This window comes from Paenibacillus glycanilyticus (assembly GCF_051200795.1).
Classification (GTDB): Bacteria; Bacillota; Bacilli; order Paenibacillales; family Paenibacillaceae; genus Pristimantibacillus; species Pristimantibacillus glycanilyticus.
This window is the reverse complement of record NZ_CP195155.1, coordinates 1605243-1630311: the sequence shown is the minus strand read 5'-3', so window position 1 is coordinate 1630311 and position 25069 is coordinate 1605243. Positions and strand designations below refer to the sequence as shown.

The following is a 25069-nucleotide window of genomic DNA, read 5'->3' as shown; positions in this document are numbered from 1 at the left end:
GCCTGAATTAGGCAAGGGCTTCAAAATGGATAGATTTATTCCGGTATAAATGTTTCGCCGCCACCGGTATCCCGTGCCGCGTCATGAGACCTTGAAGCTTCTTCAATAGCTCCAAACGCCCAGAAAGAAGCCGGTACATCCTTCCAAGTAGGTGTTGTTACGCCGGTTAACGGACCGCGGCCTAGAATCCGGTTAACAATGACAACCGCTTCGGCACGGGTCAACGGCTGGTCGGGACGGAACGTGCCGTCCGAGTATCCGGTCATGTAACCAAGCTTTGCCGCCGCAGCAATGTGGGCAGACGCCCAATGCCCCTTCACGTCGCGGAACGCCGGATTCGCGGCACCGGGATCAAGCTGCAGCCATTTCGCTATAATAGCCGCCATTTCAGCTCGCGTAATCGTGGCGTTTGGCTTGAAGCTGTGATCCGGGTAACCGCTGAGAATGCCTACCTGCTGCCCCCACCGAATAGCTTCGGAAGCCCAGAAGCTGCCGGATACGTCTGTAAAAGCGGTAACGGAGCCTTTGCCCGGAAGAGTGCCTGACAAAAGACGATACAGCATGGTGCTCATCTCCGCTCTTGTTACCGATTGATTCGGACGGAAAGTGCCGTCGGAATACCCCGTCATATAGGCGTTATGATGCACGGCTGCGCCTTCGGCCGACACAATCGTAAACGTACTGAACTTGTTTACCTCGATTTGAATGCCTACCGGGTATCCTTTGTCGTTATAGACAATTTTACCGCGCTGGAATACCTTCTCGCCGTCCGAGTGTTCAATGTACACGCCAAGACCGGCAAGGAAAAGCTTTCTTTGATTCAGGTCGCTTGGAATCACGTTGGAATCCAGCGGAAACGTCACTTGAACGGCTACTTTCGGCAGATTCGTCTCGATTGTCATTGGCATGCCGATCACGCTCACTTTGCCTGCGTTCGCAATTTTGCGGATGGCTTCCGCGTTAACCGTTCTGTCCTTCACCGCATCCTGCTCTTCTTTCTTGCGGATTGGCAGGATATCGAAGAAGAACTCCTGACTGCCTTTCATCGCGCTGAGTGCCTCTGTGGACAGATGAAGCGACGCATTTTCCGTTTGAATCACCACTTGTATCGAGCTTTCGAGGAGATACTTGATGGAGTTGACCGACAGTTTTACTTTCACCTTATCTGCCGGATCTCCGGGAATATCGTCCACGATAATTCTTATCGTGCCTTGGTGGGCACCAATTGCGCTTTCAACCGCTTGTTTGATTTTGTCCTCGTTCATCATGACGGTGTCCACTTTCTTGCCGCCGATGACCTCGCGTACAATATCAATCTGCACGACAACCTGCGGATGATTGGGGTCTCCGACTTCAACCGTCACTTGGCGTACGTTTGTGTTGCTGACCGGTCTGTTGACCACATTTACGGTACGAATGACTTCTACCGCTTGATTGCCTGCAAGGTCAACCGCGTTATAATGCAGCGTGTAAGTTCCAAGCGCCGTCGTATTCACCGTTCCGGTAACCGTAGCAAGAGGAGCTGCCGGATTCGCATCCTGCACTTTAGCCCCTTGCTCCGTATAGGTGCTGCCGTTATAAACAATAACCGTATCATTGCCGTTCAGCACGATAACCGGGGCCGTCTTGTCGATCTTCACTTCGACTGATTTGACCTCGCTAATGTGATGATCAGGGTCGATGACTCTTGCGTAAAAGGCTGTTAGTCCTTCCTGAGTTACAACTACGGGAACGGTATAGCTCGTCCATGTCCCGCTGCTGCCCAGCTTGTACTCTATCTCGTTGTCAGGATCAGTCGTGATGGTCACCGTTACGTCTTTATTCGTCCAGTTTGCTTCACTCGGCGTAATCGAGAGGCTGTTGCTGACCTTGATGTTCTGGGTAGCGCCGATATGGTTAAGCGTTGTGCTGAAGCCGTTGCCTGCAGCATCCGAAATAACGGCTCCGTTTAAGGCTAATGCTCCGGAATCCACGCTTATGCCATCCGCATCTTGATCCTCCAGACGTACCGTGTAACGGAACTTGAGCTCGCTTGACGATACAGCTTCAAGGTATTCCGCTTTAACGACAGCGGATCCAACCTGTACTTCAAGGTATGGTTTTCCGGCTGTAACATTCAGAATAACCGGTTCGCTTGCTTTAACGATAAAATCTAGGCTTGCCCCTGCATGATACGTTCCGTCAGCAGGTACGCTGACCAGACTCACAACAGGTGCCGCAGTATCGATCAGTACCGCGCTAATATCGCCTACGCTTGCAAGAGTAAGTACAGCCGCATTGCCTGCTTGGTCTGCGATTGTTACAGCGCCTTTCAAGGCGATTGCCGCAGCAAGCTCAATGCCATCCGAATCGGTATCTCCGGCTTGCACTTCATATTGGAATACAAGAGCGTTTGTGCCCGATCCCGAAACATACGACGCTTGAACGGTTTTACCGTCAAGCTTCACATCAAGCTCCGGGTTACCGCCGGTTACAAGAACATTCTCGCTGAAATGAACCTTAAACTGGAGGTTTGCACCCGCTTTGTAAGAGCCGCTTGCCGGAACATCAACCTGCGTAATGCTTGGAGCAACGGCGTCAATCTTCACTCCAGCCGTACTCCCCAGAACGCTGAGAACCACTGCGGCGTTGTTGCCTGTTGCGTCCTTCAGCGTTCCGCCGTTCAGGCTCAAGGCTCCGACTTCAATACCGTTCGCATCATTGTCCCCGGTCTGCACGGTGTAGCGGAACAGTAATGCCTTTGTCCCCGTACCCGAAACATATTGGGCTTGCACCGCAGTCGAACCAAGCGTAATCGAGATCGAAGGCGTTCCGCTGACTGTTACCTCCTCATCGTAATGAATCGTGAAATCCAGATGATCGCCTGCCACGTAAACATCGTTCGCAGGCAAATCCACGCTTTCAATCGATGGGGCTATCGCATCCACGAGGACAGCGCTTATGCTTCCTACGGAAGCCAGCGTCCAGTCTGCCGCATTGCCGGCCGCGTCCTTCAGCGCGCTTCCGCTCAAGGCAATGGCATTTCCTACTTCTATGCCGTTTCCGTCAAGGTCGCCGGCTTGAACCGTGTAACGGAATAACAATTCGCTTGTTCCCGTGCCCGATACGTACTCCGCATGGACGGCAGTCGAACCAAGCGTAAGTGTCAAATACGGCGTTCCGCCGCTGACTGTTACGTTCTCATTGAAGTAAACCACAAAATCCAGCTGTTCTCCCTCTTTGTAGGTCCCGTTTACCGGAACAGCAACGCTTGCAACGGTTGGTACAATCGCATCGACGCGTACCGCGCTAATGTTGCCTGCTCCCGCAAGAGCAAGGCCAGCGGCATTGCTTGCCAAATCCACAATGGAAGCTCCGCTCGGATTTACCGCATTGCCAACTTCAATGCCATTCGTATCTTCTTGGCCGGCTACTACCGTGTACCGGAATACCAGCGCATTGGTTCCGGTTCCGGACACGTAAGAAGCCTCTACTGGCGTAGTCCCAATCGTTACGGGCAAATATGGCGTTCCTCCAAAAACGTGAACAACTTCATCGTAATGAACCGTAAAGATCAAAGCCTCGCCTGCTTTGTACGTTCCGTCTGCCGGAACATCCAGGCTTGTTACCGCTGGGGCAACCGCATCAACCCTTACCCCCGCTGTGCTGCCTAGGCCGCCAAGAACCGCTTCGGCGTTGTTGCCGGTTGCGTCCTTCAGCGTTCCGCCGTTTAGGCTCAAGGCTCCAACTTCAATGCCGTTCGCATCATTGTCGCCGGTTTGTACGGTATAGCGGAACAGCAGATCTGTTGTCCCCGTACCCGAATCATATTGGGCTTGCACCGTAGTAGAACCAATCGTAATTGCGATCGAAGGCGTTCCGGTAACCGTTACCGCCTCGTCGTAATGAATCGTAAAATCCAGATGATCGCCTGCCACGTAGAAACCATTTGCGGGCAGGTCTACGCTTTCAATCGACGGAGCTATCGCATCGACTAAGACGTTGCTTGTGCTGCCTACCGAAGCGAGCGTCAGAGCCGCCGCATTTCCGGCCGTATCTGCGATCGTTCCGCTATTTAAGTTGAGCGAAGCGCCCACGGAGATTCCGTCCAAGTCCACCTGACCCGTTAACACGGTATAGGTGAAAACCAAAGAATCCGTTCCCGCTCCCGTTACGTATGCCGCCTGAACAGTTGAAGAACCAATCGTAATCGGAAGGGTCGGCGTACCCGTAACCGTTACTTTCTCATTATAGTGAACCGTAAAGTTTAGAGCCGAACCCTCGCTGTAATAACCGCTGCTAGGCACTTGCACGCTTGTGACGGAAGGCGCGGCGGTATCCACCAGCACTCCGCTGGTGCTGCCTGTTGTCAAGCTCAGAACGGCGGCATTGCCTGCCGCATCTTGAAGTGCTGCCCCGTTTAATTGGATGGAGCTGCCTGCTTGAATGCCGTCCAGGTCATTATCTCCCGCCTGCACTTCGTATTCGAACAGCAACGCGCCTGTACCCGAACCCGACGCGTAAACGGCATGAACCGTGGCCGATCCTATCGTTACCGGCAGGTAAGGCGCTCCGCCGGTTACCGTAACCTTCTCGTCATAATGAACGGTAAATTCGAGCTTGTCCCCGGCTTTGTAAATGCCGTTGTCCGGCAAATCTACGCTTGCGATAGTTGGTGCTGTGGTATCAACCAGCACCCCGTTGGTGCTGCCCGCTGCAACAAGCGATAAGCTAGCCGTATTACCGGCTGCATCGTTCAGCGCTCCTCCGTTTAACACTACGGTGCCTAATTCAATTCCGTCTGTGTCCTCGTCGCCGGCGTGAACGGAATAAGTAAACGTAATATCCTTTGTACCCGATCCGGACGTATAAGCGGCATGGACCGCAGTGCTTCCGATCGTTAACGTAATATAAGGCGTACCGGTTACGGCAACCTTTTCATCATAGTGAATCGTAAGGCTCAAGCTGCTGCCGGATTTATATATACCAGCCGCCGGCACATCAATGCTAGTAATGGATGGAGCTACCGCATCGACAAGCACTTCACTGGTATCGTCAACCGCTGCCAAGGTCAAAACCGCCGCATTGTCCGATTCATCCTTCAGCGTTCCGCCATTCAGCGCCAGTGCACTGCCAACTTCGATGCCATCCAAATCTACCTGTCCGCTAAGCACCGTATACCGGAATAAAAGGGCGTTTGTCCCCGTACCGGATACATACGCGGCTTGGACCGTTGAAGAACCAATGGTGACTGGCAATGTCGGAGTCCCCGTAACCGCAACATTCTCGGAATAATGAACGGTGAAATCCAGAATGGAGCCTGATTTGTAGCTGCCACCTGCAGGTACATCTACGCTCGCAACGGCCGGTGCCGTCGTATCAACCAAGACCGCTGTGGTGCTGCCCACGCCAGCCAAAGTCAAAACGGCATTATTATCCGATTCATCCTTTATCGTACTGCCATTCAGGGAAATAGTGCTGCCGACTTCAATGCCGTTATTATCATTGTCGCCAGCTTGCACGACATAGCTGAATACTATCGTGTTCGTACCCGTTCCGGATAAATATTGCGCCTGTACCGTAGAGGATCCAATCGTTAACGGAATAGAAGGCGTTCCCCCAGCAATGACCACCTTTTTGCTAAAATGAACCCTAAAGTCCAGATTATCCCCTGGGCCGTAGGTGTCGTTCAACGGCACGTCAACGCTGCTAACGGTTGGGGCTGTCGCGTCCACCAAGACCGCCGCCGTACTTCCAACATTATTTAAGGCTAGATTGGCATTGTTCGTGGCGGCGTCCTTTAATGTACCGCCATTCAAGTTCAGGGTTGAAGTAATCGCAATTCCATCAGCATCGTAATCTCCCTCCTGAACGGTATAGCGGAACAAGAGGTTTGCTGTTCCCGATCCGGAAACATAGGTTGCTTGAACGGCCTTACTGCCGATCGTTAACGGTAAATAAGGCGTTCCCGTAACCGCCACCGGCTCGTCGTACTGAACCGTGAATTCGAGCTCTTGCCCGGCGAGATACGTTTTGTTAGCTGGCACGGTTACACTGCTGACGGTTGGGGCAACCGCGTCTACCAGTACGATATTGGCGCTGATGCCGGAGAGCGCGAGATTTGCGTTGTTGTTTGCCGCATCCCGAATGCTCCCCCCGTTCAGCGCCAGATTTGCCCCTGGCTGAACTCCGTCGGCATCAAGATCTCCCGCTTGGACCGTGTAGCGGAACAGAAGGTCTTGCGTTCCTGATCCGGAAACATAGGCTGCTTGCCTCGAAGATGCGCCAACTGTAACCGGCAAATAGGGAGTGCCCGCTACGTTTACATTCTCGTTGTAATGGACGGTGAAGTTAAGTGGGTCGCCTGTCTTATAGGTACCTCCTGCAGGCAGATTTACCGAACTGACGGTTGGTGCTACGGCATCAACTCTTACGCCTGCCGTGCTGCCAACGCTATTTAGAGTCAATGCAGCCGCATTTCCTGCCAGGTCTTTGATGGTTGCTCCATTGAGGGCAAGCGAATTTACCGTTATTCCGTCAGCATCCGATTGTCCGTCCTGCACATCGTAACGGAATACAAGCGAGCTTGTTCCCGAACCGCTTAAGTAATTGGCTTGCACGGTTGATGAACCGATAGTAAGGCCAAGGCTAGGCGTTCCGCCCGCTACGTTTACAGGTTCATTGAAATTGACCGTAAACGCGAGGTTTTGTCCGCTGCCGTAGGTCGCGTTAGCCGGCACGCTGACTGAGCCTACCGTCGGAGCTGCCGCGTCTACCTTTACATTGCTTAAAGAGCCGATATTAGTGAGGGTAAGAATACTGTCTTCATTCAATAGATTTTTAATGGTGCCGCCGTTGAGGCTGATTGAACCGCCTAATTGCACACCATCCGTATCAAGCTGACCGTTCGCTACGGCGTAGCGGAAGGTGAGGGCGGTAGTGCCGGTACCAGATCCATAAGTTGCCTGTACAGTCGTCGAACCAATTGTCAGAGGGATGGAAGGCGCCCCCGTTACATTGACGATTCGGTCAAAATTCACCGTAAAGTCCAGGTTTTGCCCGGCAGTGTAGGTTCCATTCGGCGGAGTCGTCACCGACAGTACTTTTGCGTTTGTTGCCGTAGTCACTACCAGCGCTGGTTTGTCGGAAGGCGCGTTGTTGGAATTGATGGCGAACTGATTGCTTTTTCCAGGCGTATCCTTGCTGGTCAGCACAAGAGTCGCTTTTCTGTCGCCCGTAGCCTGGGTCTTAATATAGGAAGTAAGATCTAGCAGCAAAAACTGATTTTGCACAATGCCGGTCTGTCCATTAATGATGGTAACGTCTTTGGTCGGGATCTTTTGGGAAGTTTCCGAAATCGTATCGTCATTTGAACCGTAGACATTCACAAATAATGGGGTTGGGTCTGTATGATCGTAGTCTACGTACGGCACGTAAAGCTTTAGTATTGCGCTCGTAACGGTATCGTTAACGGGTATATTGCCCAAATCAAATTGCATTACCGTTACGGAATTTCCATACGCCGAATCAAAATAAGTTCCAATCCAGCTATATCCCGGACCTACGGAATCATCCCCGTTAAAATAATAACCTGTATTATCGTGGAAATAATCCACGCTTGCCGGAATAGGAGCCAGCGCTGCCGCATAACCCGTTTGCGCGGGCAGCAGTCTGAACACGATTAATGCCAGAATAACCGACATAACCGCCATTCCTATTTTTCGTAAAACACCTTTCATAATCCGCCTCCTTGTTTGTTCAGATGACCCCTGCCCCGTACCGTTTGTTCCCTTCCGTCGCTAGCAGATCCGCCGGTTTTCGCGCGCCAAAAACCCTCTCAATTGCCCAGCCACCCTGTTATCACCAATGGGCAATGCTAACATGAGAAGTTGCTTATTTTTAGCCAATATAGGTCTTCGTTACCAGTTCGACATTTCTTTCCGGTTTCCTTTCTTCGCAACAAAAACTTAGTATTTTTTGGCAAAAAAAATAAGACAGCTGCAGAAGCAGCTGCCTTCAAGTTAAACGATAATTTTCAATAATGAGGCCAGACGATATTTTTCAAATACAACTTCGGCTTCGGCAGGTACGCTCCATACGCATTCTTCCAAACTGCATGCAACCGGCACTTCGATGTTAATTCGCGCCAGCGTCCGGGACAAATGCAGCATATCCAGATCCGCTTCAATCTTCGCTTTAATGCTCTTGGACACAGAGTCCAGATTGCTCAAAATGCCATCGATTGACTCAAACTCCTGAAGAAGCTTCAAAGCCGTTTTCTCGCCAATCCCTTTGACACCCGGGTAGTTATCGCTTGTATCGCCGGTCAGGCCTTTCATCTCAATCACCTGGAAAGGATGGATACCTTTGTCTTCTTTAAGAAAACCTAGATCATAGACCGCATAATTGCCTCTGCCTTTTTTCATAATGACAACATGAATACGTTCCTCAACCAGCTGCAGCATATCCTGGTCGCCCGTCAGGATGTACACATGAGCCATCTGGCTAAGCTGCTTCGATACCGTGCCGATACAATCGTCCGCTTCGTAACCCTCGATTCCGATATTCGGAATGCCAAGCGCGGCTACGATATCTTTCACGAGCGAGAACTGCGGGATCAAATCGTCCGGAGCTTCCGGCCGGTTCGCTTTGTAATTCGAATACATCTCGGTTCGGAACGTTTTGCTCCCCATATCCCAGCAGCACGCCACGTGGGTGGGCTGGAACTGGTTCACCGCGTCAAACAGATATTGCATAAAACCGTAGATCGCATTGGTAGGCGTACCGTCCGCCAGTCTTCTAGCGCTGTATTGCTGAGCGAAAAAGGCCCGGAAAAGCAGCGCCATTCCGTCTACGATAAGAATTTTATTTTCGTTCATTCGAAAGGCCATCCTCTACACCATAATATAATTCTATTGTACAGCAGTTTTGGCGTTCATTGTAATGCAAAAGCTGGCATTGGATGCTAGGTCGCTGGCTGGTCACTGCAAAAGCTTTCTCGGGAGGATGGGTCGCTGGGGTCGCTGCGTAAGGGAATATTCTTTCGATCGCTGTTGTTTTCAAAGTTTCTCGGATTATAATTTGTCGGATGATAAACTTTGAAAACAAAGGCGAACGCTACGCTTCTCAAGAACATTCCCTTACTCCGCTTCCCGCTCCCCACCTCTTTACTCGCTCCGTTTCTTCGCTCCCAACCTCTCTTAATGCCGCTGAATTTGCATGAAGATGAAGCCAAAACCGTGTACGGCCGTGGACCGTACTCCATCACTCAATTCCCGAGTGATGACAAACTATTGAAGATCCATTACTCGTATTCCGAGTGATGACATATAAAGAACCTGCATCACTCAGGTTACGAGTGATGCAAACGGCCCCTATAAAATTGCTGGACGAAGCGAAGCAAGCCAATACTCTGGAGAAGTGAAACGTTCGCTTTTGTCCCCCGAATTTCATCCGCTAGCGGATTACAAACAAGAAATTCGGGGACAATGGCGATCGGAAGAGTATTGGCTTGCGTAGTGCCGCATCGCAATCAGGATCCTAGCCTCTAAGAAACGCGCCGATCCGCCGAGCAGCCTCACGCAGCCTTGCTTCGTCTTCGACCAAAGCAATCCGCACATACCCTTCGCCCTCGCTGCCAAACGCTTCGCCCGGTATAACTACAACACCCGTCTGATCCAGCAGACCGCGGGCGAACTCGCGGGAAGTCCATGTTGTGCCATCGCTGCGTTCCGGCAGCTTTGCCCACGCAAACATGGTCGCTTTCGGCTTTTCCACAGCCCAGCCTTCAGCGGCCAATGCCTCGATAAACGAATTCCGCCGCTGTTCATATAATACGCCGGCTTTAGGCGGCGCAGAATCGGACATCGCCTCCTGCAGTGCCGCTACGCCCGCTTCCTGAACTGCGCCAAATACGCCATAGTCGATGTTTTCTTTCAGCTCTCGCAGCGCTCCAACCGCTTCTCGATTCCCCGCAAGGAAACCGATGCGGCAGCCGGCCATATTAAAACTTTTGGACAAAGAATGGAATTCTACCGCTCCATCCAATGCTCCCGGAACGGCCAATATGCTTGGGGGTTCATGACCGTCGAAGGCCATTTCGGAGTATGCCGCATCATGGACGACCAGCACTCCGTATTGCCTCGCTTTAGCGAGCAATCGCTCGAAGAAGGCAGGATCAACAACAGCCGAAACAGGGTTGCCCGGATAGTTCAGCAAAATAAATTTTGCGCGTTCCCACACTTCAACCGGCACGGAATCGAGATCAGGGAGAAAATGATTCTCTTCCTTCAGCGGCAGCAAATAAGGCTCCACGCCTGCCAACGCCAGTGCCGCCGTATAAATCGGATAGCCCGGATTGGGCACGATAACCACATCTCCCGGATTACACAATGACATAGCCAAATGCGACAAGCCGTCCTGCGAGCCCATCAGGGAGACCAGCTCATGATCGGGATCCAGCTTTACTCCGAACCGATGCTCCATCCAGGCGGCTGCCTGCCTACGAAAACCCGTACTTCCATGCGTACCCGGATAAGCGTAAATATCCGTGCGCAGCGCCGCTTCGCTTAGCGCTTTTCTTACTGCCTCCGTTGGAGGCTTATCCGGACTGCCGATGCCAAGGTTGATAATGTCCCTGCCTTTGCCGGCTGCTTCCTTTCTCCACTCCGCGACCTCGGCGAAGATCGAAGAGCCTAGCTGCGACAACCGTTCAGAACGCCACGATTTCCTCATCCCGTCACCCGTTCCATACTTGCTCGTATTGTTCTTCCTTGTACCCAACCGTTACTTTTTGGCCGTCCGTTACGATTGGGCGTTTGATCAGCATGCCATGGGAAGCCAGCAATTCAAGCTGCTCCTGCTCGCTCATGCTGCCAAGCTTGTCCTTCAAGCCAAGCGCCTTGTACACTTCGCCGGAAGTATTAAAAAATTTCTTCAGTTCCAATCCGCTGTTTCGTACGAGCACTTTCAGTTCGGCGGGAGTTGGCGTCTCTTCCACAATATGCTTCAGATCCAGCTCATTGCCCTTTGCTTGAAGCGATTTGACGGCTTGGCGGCATGTACCGCATTTCGGATATTGATATATGATCAGCTTGCTCATCTGTGTAAATCCTCCTATTAGCACTCTCTTAGCGCCAGTTCCAGCTTCTCAAGATCAGGCGGCAGCGCAGCCGTCCACTCCATCCATTCCTTCGTCATCGGATGCGTCAATCCCAGCGTCTCCGCATGAAGCGCCTGGCGTCCGGCGGCTGTCTCCCATTTGTCTACCTTGCCGGACTGCCGTCCGTACATGCCGTCGCCAATCAGCGGACAGCCGATATGCTTCATATGGACTCGAATCTGATGAGTGCGCCCCGTCTCCAGCTTTAATCTCACTCTTGCTGCCTGTCCCTCGCCGTATACATCCGTCGTCTTGTAATGCGTAACGGAAGGATAACCTTCCAGCGTTACGATTCGAACATGCGGATCCTCCGGGTCGCGGTCAATTGGCGCATCTACCGTTCCTTCTGCCGGGGATGGCGCACCGTAAACGTAGGCGCAATACATTTTCATTATGGTTCCGGCCTGCAGCTGTTCGGACAGCTGCTGGTGAATGTACGGATTTTTGGCAATGACGACAAGTCCCGATGTATCCTCGTCCAGCCGGTGTACCGGACGGAACCGGACGCGTTCACCGTTAACCTGCCAATGATAGACGATCCCGTTCGCGAGCGTGTTGGTGTAATGTCCTTTGGTCGGATGGACGATGATGCCCGCGGGCTTGTTCACGACAAGCAGATAATCGTCCTCGAACACAATCGATAAAGGCAGATCCTGCGGCAAAATATCCTCCGAGATCTCTTCCTCCATCCGGATGGCGACCAAATCTCCTTCGGTCACTTTCGCCGTGGTGTATGCCCTTACTCCGTTAATGGTAATGCCATATTCAGTCAGCTTGAGCCGGGACAGAAGCGAGCGGGATACGCCCAGCTTCCGCTCCAGCACCGTCCTGACGTCTTTTCCTGCCAGATCAGCGCCGACCTCAACGGCCAGCGCTTTGTAATAACCCGCTATATCTTTTACTGTCATTTCGATTTCTTGCGGAACACTTCCGCACTCCGTACGTATTCGGTATCGGGCACGCCAAGCTTCGCGTTCGCCGCTCTTGCCGCCGCGAAGAAAAAGTCCGACAGCCTGTTTAAATATTTCTGCACTTCCGGATTAGCCGGATTGTCAGGATGCTCCGCTGCAAGCGTAACGACGCGGCGTTCCGCCCGCCGGCATACGGTCCGGCATACATGCAGCAAAGCCGATACGGAGCTGCCACCCGGCAAAATAAATCTTGTAATCTCAGGCGCCTCGTCGGTATATTGATCGATCATCGCCTCAAGCCTGACTGCCGCCTCTCCCGTCACTTTAAGCGGAGCCCCCGGGCTTGCATAGGCGAGGTCCGAGCCGCAGTCAAACAGCTCCTGCATAATATCGACGAGGAGCGCGGCCATATCCTTCAATTCCTCGTGCTTGGCAGCCTCCGCTGCCGCCTGCCCGACAAAGGAGTTCAGCTCATCGATTGTGCCATAAGCTTCAACGCGGATATCGTCTTTGCGAACCCGCCCGCCAATAAGCGAGGTTTGGCCCTTGTCGCCCGTACGAGTATAAATTTTCATACCAATCAGCCCTTCCTAAGGGTATAGTTCCCTTCACTATACCATATATCTGCTTGTTCATTTCGCAAAAAAACAGGCAAGGGCGCGCCCTGCCTGTTTTCCTCTACTGCTATTAGCCTTGCTTCAGCTTATGGACAAATTGTCCAATCCGGTCAAGTGCTTCCGTAAGCTGGGCAACCGATGTTGCGTAGGAGCAGCGCAGATGTCCTTCGCCTCCCAGGCCAAATACATCGCCGGGAACAGCAGCGACATTCCCTTCCTCCAGCAGCCGCTGCGCGAATTGCTCGGAGGTTAGACCCGTTGACGTAATGGATGGGAAAGCGTAAAACGCTCCCTCCGGCTCGTGGCACTCCAGTCCGATTTGCCGGAAGCCCTTCACAACAAGCCTTCTGCGCTGGTTGTAAGACTCCATCATCCGATCCTTTTCTTCCAGGCCATGAGGAGTCAACGCTTCAAGCGCCGCATATTGAGCCATAATCGGCGCGCACATAACGGTATATTGATGAATCTTCAGCATGGCGCCAATCAGATCCTGATGACCGCATGCGTAACCCATCCGCCAGCCGGTCATGGCAAAAGCTTTGGAGAAGCCGCTCACAAGCAGCGTCCGGTCCTTCATGCCGGGGATAGCAGCGAAGCTCACATGCTTGGAGCCGTAAGTAAGCTCCGCGTAGATTTCGTCGGAAATAACGATCAGGTCGTTTTCTTCGACAACTTTAGCGATTGGCAGCCAGTCCTCATAAGTCATAATACCGCCGGTTGGATTGCTTGGATAACATAAAATAAGAACCTTGGACTTTGGCGTTATCGCCGCACGCAGCGATTCCGCCTTCAGCTTGAAATTATCCTTCGCAAAGGTCTCGATGCCAACGGCTTTCCCGCCGCTTAACGTCGTAATTGGCGAATAGGAAATATAGCAGGGCTCCGGAATAAGAATCTCGTCGCCCGGGCTGATCAAGGCCCGCAGGGCAAGGTCAATCGCCTCGCTGCCGCCGACCGTTACCAGAACCTCGTTAGCCGGATTATAGGAAACGGCAAAGGAATCGTTCAAATATTGACCAATCGCTTCGCGCAGTTCCGGCATGCCGGCATTGGATGTATATTGCGTCTTGCCTTTCTCGAGCGCGTACACAGCAGCGTCGCGCACATGCCATGGCGTTACGAAATCCGGTTCGCCTACGCCAAGCGTAATTACGTCCTTACGGGTACTAACCAAATCAAAAAAGCGCCGGATGCCTGACGGTTTGATGCTCCGAGCAAGCGGCGACAAATAATCAGCCATTGATTGGCGATGATTCGATGTTACCTCGTCTTTAATCATAGCCATCACCCTCTTATGGCGAAATCATCAATCGATGGTCACCTTCATGCTCCTCGAAGATAATTCCGTCCTGTTTGTATTTTTTCAGAATAAAGTTCGTTTTTGTCGACAGCACTTTGTCGATCGGTGATAGTTTATTGGAAACAAAAGAGGCAACCTCTTTCAGATTCTTACCTTCAATCTCGACAAGCAAGTCGTATGCCCCGGACATCAGATAGACCGATTTCACTTCCGGATATAAGTATATGCGCTCGGCGATGCCTTCAAAGCCGCGTCCGCGCTCAGGCGTAATTTGAACCTCGATCAATGCCGTAACCTTCTCGTCATCAACCTTGCTCCAGTTTACTACCGTGGCATATTTAACGATGATATGTTCTTCTTCCATGTAGGCGATTGCCTGCTTCACGCTCTCCACCGGCTCATTCAGCATGGCGGCAATCAGGTCGGCGTCGCGTCGCGCGTCTTCCTTGAGCAGCTCCAGCACTTTCAGCTGTAGTTCGTTCATCGTCAAACTCCTTCCAAAACTGCGGTTATTAAAATATTTTACAACGAATTATAGGTTCCTGCAAAGAAAAAAAACGAAAGACCCCGAAGGGTCTTTACATGTAGAAAGGCTGATGCGACTGGTTCTGCTGCTGTTGCTGGAACTGGCCGTACTGCGGGAACGACGGCTGGGAGTTGCCCATGCGCTGCTGCAAATATTGAGTCGTTTTTTGCTGGGTTTGCTGATATTCCTTCGTTTGCTTGTCGATTTCCTGACGAAGCGCGGAAGAAGCCGTGCTGTACATATTTTGAGACTGCATCGCTTGGAACAAGTTCCCTTGCAGCTTCAGCGTGCTGTTCAGCAGATGGGTAAACATTTGACGCACTTCCGGGCAAGTCGATTCCGTCGCAGCCGTCGCATACTCGCGTACAACCCGTTTCAGATCGGCAAGTACGGTATACGCCAAATCTTCATCCGGCAAATGATGCTGTTGTTGGTACATGGTTGATGGACCCTCCTAAAATAAATTGCGAAGCCGCTTATGCTTCGTAAGTAGTTATTGTGGTTGCGTTGGCGCCAAATGCTGATGCTGCTGCAGTGCTTGCATCAACGTTTGATAATGCTGCTGATGCGTTTGCAATTCCGCCATGCCGGCTTGCCTTAATGTCGGGTTAGTCGCGAGGGACGCGAGCAGTGCATTTTGCTTGATCAGCAGGTCTTCATTGGACAACGAGTCCGCGATATATTCCAGTTCCTTCGCGGTTAGAGCTTGAAGCATATGTTTTCGTCTCCTTCATGCCAAGTTTGGGATAGCATACGTATTATGGGCGTAACTCCCATGAATTATGTATGCAGCTCGAGTTCGGATTTCGTGCGGAGCTCCGATTCCTTCGTAATCTTGCACTTCACTTCGAAGGTCAAATCTTTTGGACCGGGCCTCCAATCTTCTTTAACCAGGCGCTTCCACTCCTTATTGTGATGACGGTACAGCTGATGCTCCAGATCATAAATATCGGCATTGAGGGCTAATCCCCTAGCGTAAGTGTCCTTGAGCTGTTTTTTTACGGTCTTCTCCACTTGCTCAATAAGCTCCTCGTCTGTCATATCGCTTGATGCTTCAATTAAATGCCCGGTCAGATTAACCTTTAATACGAATTGAGGGTTGTTATTATCCATGCTGGCCTTTACCTTCGAGTTTGCCGAATCAACAACAACAGAGGCTCTTTTGTCTTCAACCTGAATTGGAATGAGGGAACGTTTGAATGCTTCGTCAATCCAGATTAGCCCTTCGGACTTTGCCCTGGACATATAACCGGACGGTTTCTTCTCATTGAATAAAAACACGCCATCAATGGTTAAAAAGTTTAGCTTTTTTTTATTGTTCTCCCAGTCATCCGGCAGAATCGAAAGCGAAGGAAGCTTGACGGACATAGCCGGTTCAAGAGCATCGCGCACGAATGACTGCAGGGTCATCGGATCGACATAGCTGTTCTGGTTATTCTCGATTTGAGGTGCGTAAAGCGGCGTTGTCAGCGGCGTTTTGTTAAACAGCATATCCATCGTAAACAACTCGTTAATGTCTGTTTTGGTTCCAAATATAAAGGAATTGAATCGGGTGGAGCTAAGCCGGTTAAGGCTGTCGATGATTTGCTTCATTTCTTTGAAAGCGCGTTCGTGGATCACGACCGACTTCAAGTGATTAAGCGACAGCTTGTACTGGGAAGAATCCATTAAATTAAACACCGCGGCAAGATTGGTATTGCCTTCATGCTTTCCTATCCATATCGGGCTCCCTGGCGGCGGTGCGCCGCCTTCCTGCTTGGCGATGACGCCAAACGATATCATTTGGGCGTACACAACGAATTTATCGTCAACATAGTCGACGCCGATAGCCGATATGTAACTGACATCCTGCAAATTCACTTCGTCCCAGCAGCCGCCTGTTACAAGCATCACGCAAACGGCCAGAGCGGCTTTAGCCGCTTTCGCATAGCTTCGAATTTTCGCATGAACCGTCATGGCTTCTCACCTTTTGCTCTGGACTTCCAAGGCTTCTGGAATAATCCCGTCACTAATTCCCTCCATTTAATCGGGGCAATGGGCTGCATGTAATTCTGATTAAACGTTTCAAGCGAACACATATAGATCAGGATTAAAAACACGCTGACAAAGAAGCCGAAGATCCCGAACATCGACGAGAGGGTCAACACGAAAAATCGTAATATGCTGACGGTTCCGCTTAAAGTCTGATTAACCAGCGTAAAGGTAGAGACTGCCGTAATAGCAGCTGCCACAAGCATCGTCGGAGAGGTTATGCCTGCCCGTATGGCAGCATCCCCGATAATGAGCCCGCCAACGACGGACACCGTTTGGCCAACGGGCCGAGGCAGCCTCACGCCCGCTTCCCGGAACAACTCGAACATCCCCATCATGAGAAACATTTCCATCGTGGCCGATATCGGCAGGCCGATTCGGGAGTTCGTGACGGTAGCTAGCAGCGTAAACGGTATTTGATCCGTATTATAGGCCGATAAAGCGACCCAAAAGCCCGGGAGACAAATAGCCAGCACAAATCCGATAAAACGAAGCAGCCGCTCCAGGGTTACATAGTAATAAGGAAGATGGGCATCCTCCGGGGATTTTACCAGGAGCGTCAGATTACCCGGCAGGATAATGACGGAAGGATTGCCATCGACCAGGAGACAGACTCTGCCTTGCATTAACGATTGAACGACGTAGTCGGGACGGCCTATGTAATCAACGAGCGGGAACAGGCTGTTTGGCCTGTCCGACACAAGCTCCTCCAGCTCGGAAGAGCTGTACAAGGCTTCGATATGAATCTCACCCAGCCTTTTTTTAGCTTCTCTGACCAAGGACGGCTCCGCTTTGCTTCTCATGAACATCATCGAAATTTCCGTCTGCGACTCGGTTCCGATTTTCATATATTCCACATTCAGATCCGGCGTGCGCAGTCTTCTCCGGATAAGCGCAATATTGGTAGCTAGACTTTCCACAAACCCGTCCCGCGGCCCTTTGACCGACAGCTCCATCGTTGATTCTTCGGGCTGGCGCCCCGGAATGCTTGCGATATCGAAGGAATATACCGAGCGCGTAGCATCGTCGATAACGATGACGCTGCCCGAGTAAAGGTTGGAAAAAAAGAAAGCGACCTCCCGTTCATTATCGAGCGAAAGACGCGCGCCAAACGAATGGCCTTCCTTGTGCAGATTGTTCTTGTCCATCACAACCGGTTCCCGCGCAGCCTCTGGCTGATCCAGCGCTCCGAAGTTTTTGTTTAAACTCTCGGCCAGCTTGTCGAGCTGCGGCAGCAAGGCGATAAATACCGTCTGCATATCCACCATGCCGCTGCACATCAGAATGCGGAATACCCGCTTTTGCTCTTCTTTGCCAACCTCCAACGTTTGAATAACGATGTCTCCTGAACCGGCCAATTCTTCATAAATTCGGTCCAAACGATCCCGTTTGCGATGTTGCTTGTCCGGTTCATGACTCATTGCGGTAACCTCCTTGCATTTCCGGCTGAGCTGATTTTTTTGGTTTGCGGAACGTGAGAATCCATAGCAGCAGAAGAACGGCGCCAAACAGAATCCAAGCTACCTGAAAGTAAGCGTGCATTAGGATCATGTACCACTTCATATGCATCAGAACGGTAAAGCTTGCTATAGCCAAAACAAAAACGGTGATCAGCATGCTGATCCATTTTCGCTTAATTTTCCTGAACGGTCCGTAAAGCTGAATGAGATAGAGTGGCAGCGATATCCGGATAAGCGCTCCGGAAAGCCATTGAAACACGGCAAAAAAATCAACATGCTCGAAATATTTGCCAATCTGCACTAGACGCCATTGCGAATAAGCCGGATAACGCATCATGCTTGCTTCTTCAGGTCCAAACAGAGTAATAGCACCTACCGTAGGGCCCAGGGTCAAGAGCATGAGCATAATGGTCAGCAGCAGGAGATGCCACTTCTTAAAGCTTCTCTTCATTTCATGTTGGATAAGAAGCAGGAAGGACAGTTCCATAAAAGCGCTGAGGGAATAGACAGACCCTTTGAATATCGGGTATATCCCCATTTCGAACATCGGCAGCAAGTACCGGTAATCCTTGGACGGCATGTTGGCCGACATGACAAAGTCTCCCAGCACTACAACGATTGGAAGCAGAATGCAGGATACATAAGCAATCGTGCGCAGTCCGTTCATAGCCGCAAACATGCAGATAAAGCAGAAAATAAACAGAACCACGTATTGCGGCGTCAACGGCAAATAGGTATTCGATGTCCAGGCGACAACGTCTACCAAAGATCCGAAAGCGACGAAAAGCAAAGCCAAATTAATAATTGCGAGAATCAACCATACAAAAAAAGCCGGGACACGTTGCCTGAGCCATTCGTCAAAGCGTACTCTGTTCATCTTGAACATCACGCGCTGCAAAGGAAACACGGCAATGGGTAGCGCGATAATAAGCGCAACCGGAATACTCAGCCATGCATCTCTTTTCGCTTCGGCAAGCAGCAGGGGAACAACGATGACGTGATTGACAAGGCCAACGCTGAGCAGAGTCATCATAACAATTGGCCATAAACCGATAGGCTTCGCATTTAGCTGCACAGAATTCACCACCTTCGCTTCCAGCATTCCCCTTAGGAAGAAAAGTGATGCATTTCCTTATCCATGGAAAAAAGCCCTTTGATTTGCTGGACGCGATCAAAAGGGCTTTACCGTTTATGGCAGGTGAATCGTTTTGACGTGATCAAAATGGATAAACACCGATGATCCACTCGCATCCGCAAGTTCAAGCAGGTTCAAATCGACATTTTTGAGGACACCTGTCTTTCTAGGATTCTCCCCCAGATCAAGAACGACGAATTGTCCGATATGTTTGCGCAGCTGCTGATCAAAGGTACGGGCAAGGGTTAAGGGTGTTGGCTTGAGCGGAAATTGTTCGGATGACAACGAGTAAGGGGTAACATTGGCGTTATACGGTACCAGATATTTAAGATGCCGCATGGAGATCATGACGGAATGGTAGACCGGCGAATAAAAAACAAAGAAATCGTTCATGACTGCCGTCACATAGCCATGTATGGATTGATTGCCGGTAATATAAATTTCCGAAAACATGCCTTTGGAATTCAATAAAATTTTGCGGAAAGATATGGAGTCGTTATACGATTCGAACGGTAGCTCCGGCGTACTGCTGTAGTTTTGATTTTCATCCTGCACAATTCTCATTTGCTGCAAATGGATCAGCGGTACGTAAAAAAACTGGGTGCCGTTATAAAGCACAAGTATATCGGGGCCAAAATCAATCAGCTTGCCGCGTATGCCCGCTCTTCCGGAAATAACAAGCTCAACCTGTGAATCGAGGAATGGATGCTGGTTCTTCAACTGCTCGACCTCCTTTTCAAAAGCTTCATCTATTAAGGAAGCCGGACACTAAAGTAAATGCCCGGCTTCTATCTATCGATTAGCCTTTTTTCGAGCGGTTGCTGCTACCGGATTTTTTCGATTTGTTGCCTGTCGACTGCCCTTGAGCTTGAGCACCGGTACGGTTGCCCGATTTGTTGCCGCCGGATTTGTTGTTGTTTTTATTACCCGATTTGTTGTTGTTTTTGTTGCCGCCGGATTTGTTACCGCCTTGGTTGCCGCCTTGGTTGCCTCCGCTCTTGTTGCCGCCGGATTTGCCGCCGAGTTTTTTGATTGTTTTGATGTGGTCAACCAGGAGATAAACAACTTGATTATTTGCTGCTACAACGAGTGCTGTGTTGCCTTGTACTTCAGCGAGGAAGCCTTCTACCTTTTCCGGTCCGCCCCAGTTGATTTGCACGAATTCTTTCGTTAAAGCATTAATAACGCCTCTGAAGTTGTTCGCGTTGATATAATCCGTGCTAGTACCGCCGCTTTTGCTTGTAGCAAATCCGGTTACGCTTTTTACATGGCTGAGGTCAACGTATACAACGCCTTCTTTTGTCGAAAGAACCAGGTAATCGTTTTTAACGGCGAGCAGCTTGCCTTCCAGAGATTCCGGACCGCCACGGTTGATTCGGACAGTTTCGCCTACCAAGTTTCTAAGTTCAGTGTTGCCTGTTCCTGTGGTGCCTGTTCCTGTGCTTTTGCCATTGCTTCTGTGGCTTTTGTGACTCCTGTGCCATTGGTGTCCGCCGCTGTTGTTGCTACCTTGCTGCCAATTGCATCCGTACATGTAATAAATCCCTCCGATAACTTTCTCTTAATAGATTTACAACCGTGCCATCCAATTGACCTTCTACCACTAATAGGCTGAACTTCCTGGTGTTTCGCTATCTAGTCATCTACCATTGGTGACGGTTTGTAATATATTTATATGTAACCCGTATAGGAGAGGTACTAGATTAGTAACCATTTATGCGGACAAAAAGAAGAAATAAACAATTTCATCACTTGCGGGTGTCATTCTCCCCCTTTCCCGAATACCGTAAATAAGCACAGGAGCCTATCGGCCACGATAGGCTTTGACTTCGGTCTTAAGGGGTGAAGCCCGTGGCACAGCTGCCTATACGTAAAATTGAAATTGACGAGGATGATCTATGGGATCTGAAGAACAATCCTTGGAGCAAATCGTTTAAACCCATCCATATCGAAATAGATGGAAAAAGCTATTCGGGGACTTGCGGCATTCGGGGCGGCCATACGCGCAATTACACGAAGAAATCGTTCGAGATCAGGCTAGACGGGGGCAAAACGCTGCACTGGAACGCGGAATTCGACGATCCCTCCATGATCCGCAACGCCTTATCCTTTCAGTTTTTCAACCTCATTGGAGTGCCGTCCCCGGAAACCCAGCATATCTCCGTCGAGATTAACGGTTATGAGCAAGGGGTTTATTTGGAGATTGAAGCGGTGGACCGGCGGTTCTTTAGAAAAAGAGGTATCGGTTATACTTCCTTGATCTATGCCGTTAATGACAGCGCGGATTTCAGTCTTGTCGATCAGAATACAAATGCGAAAAAAGACTCGCTGTTTGACGGATATGAAATCGTGAACGGACAAACAAACACAAAATACCGGCTGGTCCGTTTCATTCGCAATATCAACTCCCTCCCTAGCAGACAGTTGAGCGTCTATACGGCCAAACGGCTGGATATCAATCAATATTTATTGTGGCTGGCCGGAGCGGTTCTTACCGGCAACTACGACGGCTTTGATCAAAACTATGCCCTCTATGAGCATAAGAAAACAAGCAAATATCGAATTATTCCTTGGGATTACGAGGGAACCTGGGGGAGAAACTGCTACGGGAAGCCATGCGGCAGCGATCTTGTAAGGCTGCAGGGGTATAATAGTCTGACCGGCAAGCTGTTTAAATTCTCTTCCTGCCGCCAAAGATACCGCGCAATCCTGCATAGACTATTAAAAACAGCCTTTACCGTTGAGCGGATCGATCCTATGATTACCCGCTTATACAAAGAGATCACGCCGGCAATCCGTGATGATTTTACCCGCAAAAGCAGCTACGACACGTTTCTCGACGAGCCTTCTTTTATACTCGATTATGTAAGAGAACGCCGCGGACTTATTAAAGAAGCCCTTAAAGCTTGGAAATAAGCTTTAAGGGCTTTCTTTTCGGACTCTTTTAAAATAGATTCATGCTTAAATACCGCTCGCCGGTATCCGGTGCGATGCATAAAACACGCTTGCCCTCTCCAAGCTTCTTGGCAACCTGCATAGCCGCCCAAACGGAAGCGCCCGAGGACGGTCCAAGCAGCAATCCTTCAAGACGCGCAAGGTCTCTCATCGTCCGAATGGCATCTTCATCGGCTACCTGAATAATCTCGTCATAAACTTCCGTGTTCAGGATCGCGGGTACAAATCCGGGACTTGTGCCAACCAGCTTATGAGGACCGGGCTGGCCTCCCGAAAGAACGGGAGAACCGGCAGGTTCGACAACCGCGATATGGATATGAGGCAATGAGGCCTTCAGCGTCTCGCCTGTGCCGGTAATGGTCCCGCCCGTTCCGGCAGTGGCAATGAAGGCATCCAGCTTGCCGCCCGTTTGCTCCAGGATCTCTACCGCGGTTGTAGTCCGGTGGATGTCCGGGTTGGCATGATTCTCGAACTGGTTCGGAATAAAGCTGCCCGGTATTTCGGCTTGCAGCTCCAGCGCCTTGCGAATGGCTCCCGGCATTCTTTCCGCGGCCGGGGTCAAAACAACGTCAGCCCCGTATGCCTGCAGCAGCTTGATTCGCTCCGCCGACATATTGTCCGGCATGATCAGGATAAGCTTGTAGCCCTTGGCAGCCGCATTCATCGCTAGGCCAATACCGGTGTTGCCGCTGGTCGGCTCGATAATGGTACTGCCCGGGGAGATTAAACCTTGACGCTCGGCCGCTTCGATAAGAGCCGACGCGGCGCGGTCCTTCACGCTGCCGCTCGGATTGAACCGCTCCAGCTTAACGCACACTTCCGCGCTTCCCGGTTGAATAAGCCGGTTAAGCCTGATGACGGGCGTTTCGCCGATGAGGTCGATGATGGTGGATACTATACGTGGCATAAATTCTCCTTTTCGTGTCAGTTAAAGACTTCAATCGTTCCATCAAGCCCATGCTGCGCGAGTCTATCATGATTCGATCGCTGTTGTCCCTGAATTTCTTTGAATTAAACCGCTTAGCGGTTGAAATTCCTGGACAAAGGCGAGCGCTAACGCTTCTCATTCATGATAGACTCGCTCCGCGCTCTAGGACGATTGAAACCTTTAAAAAGCACTTAACGAAATTTATTGTTGGCCGAAAGGAACGGCCGGATAAAAAACCATCCGGCGATTGGAACGATACCAACACAAAACATAAGGGTAACGATAGCCGCCGGCGTCTGCGTCTGGGATACGACAACCAGATAAGCGGCTAGGCCGATGACACGGCCAATAATGAGGCCGGCCTCGCGAAGAACGATTAGCTCTTCGCGGTTAACGGCGCTTTCCTCGGAGTGGCCGATCAGGTCGAACACCCGGGATGTCATCGGGATAATGTACAACGGTATAAACAAGGAAGTGCCTATGCCGAAGATCAGCAATGTACTATAGGTGACTTTATAGAACAACGGAAGAATGATCAGACCAATCATGATCGTACCTGCCAGCATCGCGATTCTGCGGTTGCTCGGTTTGAGGCGCTTGCCGACAAACCAGAAGCTGATGAGGGCAACAAGGGAAGTAATCAGCGAGAAATTCCCCAATTTCCCTTCGTTTTTAGTTGCGATATAGATGACAAGTCCGATCAGGAACATAAAGACGCCTTCGCGAACGCCTTGAGCGACGATAGCACCAAACATCCGCCGCCATGGATTTCCCTTTTCTTTCAGTTCTTGAAGTCCAAGGAACCATTTGTACTTCTCTCCTATAACGCCGCGGTTCTTCAGCCAGAAACTGCCGACAACGGCCAGACCAAAGATAACAAGGGAAATCGTGAAAATAAGCTTGTAACCGCGCTCGCCATGCAGCGTCGTAATCAGGAAACCCGACACCCATGGGGCAATAATCCCCGACAATGATCCTAAAATGCCTGCTATTCCATTAAACCGGTCGCGGTTATCCGGCTCGGTAATTTCGAAATAAACTACATTATAAGCCATCCAATAAAAGCCTAATGCCATACCGCTTAGCATGCCGAGAGGTATGCTGTAGGTTTTGGCCTGCTGGCCCAGCATGAGTACCGTAAAATAAAACGCCCCCGACAGCACGATGCCAAGACGGAGGCTGTACATTTTATGATGTTCCTTCACCCATTTGCCTGCCAGCCAAAAGATGATGCCGCTTGTTATGTATTGTCCAAGCGTGTACCAGCCAATTAGCATAAAGGACTGGCTTGCTTTCCAGAGATAGACCGGGATGAACGTTCCGGACAGTGCGCTTGCCACGCCAAACAGACCTTGTACCGTCAGCAGCAGGATGGCCTGCGCATCCATCGCCCCGCCGTGGCGTGAACCCGGGACAACGCGGCCGACTGATTTGCCAGGCATACGCCCGCCGGTCTTAACGCCATGATGACTCTGCTTCAATCCGATTCCTCCTAACAGTGATGTTCCGTTAGGTTTCCCAATTAAGCAGGCCGCATGCCGTTTTTCCAGTAATTACTCTTTTGGCGCAAGCAGCTCCAGCATCTGGTTCCGGGCTTTCTCGCTTAGAACCGTCGAAGTCTGGAAGCAGGACGGACAGATATAAGTTACGGTCTCAAACGGCGATTGGATAACGGGTTTACCGGTTACGGCATGCACCGTTGGCTGAAGCGATACCGTTTGTTTACCCGCTTCCAGCATATATTCACGGCAAGAAGGACATTCCGGCGCTTCTTCCTGACTGTCCGTTATTTGACGGATCGTTTCTTCCGCCGCAAGCCAGGATACATTCATTTGACGGAAGCCTTCGTTGGATTCATCGTTATAGGAATCATCCTGCTTTTGCTCTTCCTGCTCCTCGTCCCAGTTGTCGTCCTGCTCGTCTTCATCGCGGTCGATCCCGATCTGCATCGTACGATAGCCGCTTAGTTCATTCTCGCAATGCGGACAATGCTTCTCCGGCCCAATCTCTTCATCCCATACAATTTCGGTATCGCACCATGGGCAAATTGTTTGCTCTTCCATTCC

The 25069-nt window shown here is 50.8% G+C and carries 19 protein-coding genes; 1 reads left to right on the top strand and 18 read right to left on the bottom strand.

Annotation, left to right across the window (positions count from 1 at the left end):
* Positions 1-35: 35 nt before the first annotated feature.
* The 15 genes from ACR9FF_RS07360 to ACR9FF_RS07290 form a co-directional block, all read right to left on the bottom strand.
* A complete protein-coding gene (locus ACR9FF_RS07360; RefSeq protein WP_435170024.1) occupies positions 36-7718 on the bottom strand; it encodes an S-layer homology domain-containing protein in 7683 nt (2560 codons plus the stop codon).
* Positions 7719-8000: 282 nt separating this feature from the next.
* A complete protein-coding gene (locus ACR9FF_RS07355; RefSeq protein WP_116393868.1) occupies positions 8001-8858 on the bottom strand; it encodes a 5'-3' exonuclease in 858 nt (285 codons plus the stop codon).
* 661 nt (positions 8859-9519) lie between these two features.
* Positions 9520-10713 (bottom strand): aminotransferase class I/II-fold pyridoxal phosphate-dependent enzyme, encoded by a 1194-nt coding sequence (locus ACR9FF_RS07350; RefSeq protein ID WP_435170022.1) that lies wholly within the window; start codon positions 10711-10713, stop codon positions 9520-9522.
* A gap of 4 nt (positions 10714-10717) precedes the next feature.
* Entirely contained in the window at positions 10718-11080 is a 363-nt protein-coding gene (locus tag ACR9FF_RS07345; RefSeq protein WP_435170020.1) for an arsenate reductase family protein, read from the bottom strand.
* A 17-nt stretch (positions 11081-11097) separates the two neighbouring features.
* Entirely contained in the window at positions 11098-12048 is a 951-nt protein-coding gene (locus tag ACR9FF_RS07340; RefSeq protein ID WP_435170018.1) for an RluA family pseudouridine synthase, read from the bottom strand.
* Positions 12045-12626: a cob(I)yrinic acid a,c-diamide adenosyltransferase gene (locus ACR9FF_RS07335; protein ID WP_127495028.1), complete on the bottom strand. Its 582-nt coding sequence runs from the start codon at positions 12624-12626 to the stop codon at positions 12045-12047. The genes ACR9FF_RS07340 and ACR9FF_RS07335 overlap by 4 nt, the downstream gene beginning before the upstream one ends.
* A gap of 112 nt (positions 12627-12738) precedes the next feature.
* A complete protein-coding gene (locus ACR9FF_RS07330; protein WP_127495029.1) occupies positions 12739-13947 on the bottom strand; it encodes an aminotransferase class I/II-fold pyridoxal phosphate-dependent enzyme in 1209 nt (402 codons plus the stop codon).
* A gap of 13 nt (positions 13948-13960) precedes the next feature.
* The gene (locus ACR9FF_RS07325) at positions 13961-14452 is read right to left on the bottom strand and encodes an Lrp/AsnC family transcriptional regulator (protein WP_015843024.1); all 492 of its coding nucleotides are present in this window, start codon (positions 14450-14452) and stop codon (positions 13961-13963) included.
* Between the two features lie 94 nt (positions 14453-14546).
* Positions 14547-14933, bottom strand: a complete 387-nt coding sequence (locus ACR9FF_RS07320) for a spore coat protein (protein WP_116393873.1) — start codon at positions 14931-14933, stop codon at positions 14547-14549.
* A gap of 54 nt (positions 14934-14987) precedes the next feature.
* Positions 14988-15209, bottom strand: a complete 222-nt coding sequence (locus tag ACR9FF_RS07315) for a hypothetical protein (protein WP_116393874.1) — start codon at positions 15207-15209, stop codon at positions 14988-14990.
* Positions 15210-15274: 65 nt separating this feature from the next.
* Positions 15275-16450, bottom strand: a complete 1176-nt coding sequence (locus ACR9FF_RS07310) for a Ger(x)C family spore germination protein (RefSeq protein WP_435170014.1) — start codon at positions 16448-16450, stop codon at positions 15275-15277.
* Entirely contained in the window at positions 16447-17946 is a 1500-nt protein-coding gene (locus ACR9FF_RS07305; protein ID WP_435170012.1) for a spore germination protein, read from the bottom strand. Before ACR9FF_RS07305 ends, ACR9FF_RS07310 begins: the two co-directional genes overlap by 4 nt.
* Entirely contained in the window at positions 17936-19060 is a 1125-nt protein-coding gene (locus ACR9FF_RS07300; RefSeq protein WP_435170010.1) for a GerAB/ArcD/ProY family transporter, read from the bottom strand. Before ACR9FF_RS07300 ends, ACR9FF_RS07305 begins: the two co-directional genes overlap by 11 nt.
* A gap of 114 nt (positions 19061-19174) precedes the next feature.
* A complete protein-coding gene (locus tag ACR9FF_RS07295) occupies positions 19175-19840 on the bottom strand; it encodes a DUF2642 domain-containing protein (protein ID WP_116393878.1) in 666 nt (221 codons plus the stop codon).
* 79 nt (positions 19841-19919) lie between these two features.
* Positions 19920-20654, bottom strand: coding sequence for a hypothetical protein (locus ACR9FF_RS07290; RefSeq protein ID WP_201006483.1), 735 nt, complete (start codon positions 20652-20654; stop codon positions 19920-19922).
* Positions 20655-20971: 317 nt separating this feature from the next.
* On the opposite strand from ACR9FF_RS07290, the gene ACR9FF_RS07285 reads away from it, so the two are divergent.
* On the top strand, positions 20972-22036 hold the full coding sequence (locus ACR9FF_RS07285) for a CotH kinase family protein (RefSeq protein WP_435170007.1): 1065 nt from the start codon (positions 20972-20974) through the stop codon (positions 22034-22036).
* Positions 22037-22064: 28 nt separating this feature from the next.
* Here the strand turns inward: ACR9FF_RS07285 and cysK are convergent, their stop codons facing one another.
* The 3 genes from cysK to ACR9FF_RS07270 form a co-directional block, all read right to left on the bottom strand.
* Positions 22065-22982 (bottom strand): cysteine synthase A, encoded by a 918-nt coding sequence (gene cysK / locus ACR9FF_RS07280; RefSeq protein WP_201006479.1) that lies wholly within the window; start codon positions 22980-22982, stop codon positions 22065-22067.
* A gap of 212 nt (positions 22983-23194) precedes the next feature.
* The gene (locus ACR9FF_RS07275) at positions 23195-24484 is read right to left on the bottom strand and encodes an MFS transporter (RefSeq protein ID WP_435170005.1); all 1290 of its coding nucleotides are present in this window, start codon (positions 24482-24484) and stop codon (positions 23195-23197) included.
* 72 nt (positions 24485-24556) lie between these two features.
* Positions 24557-25066, bottom strand: coding sequence for a hypothetical protein (locus ACR9FF_RS07270; protein WP_127495038.1), 510 nt, complete (start codon positions 25064-25066; stop codon positions 24557-24559).
* Positions 25067-25069: the final 3 nt, after the last annotated feature.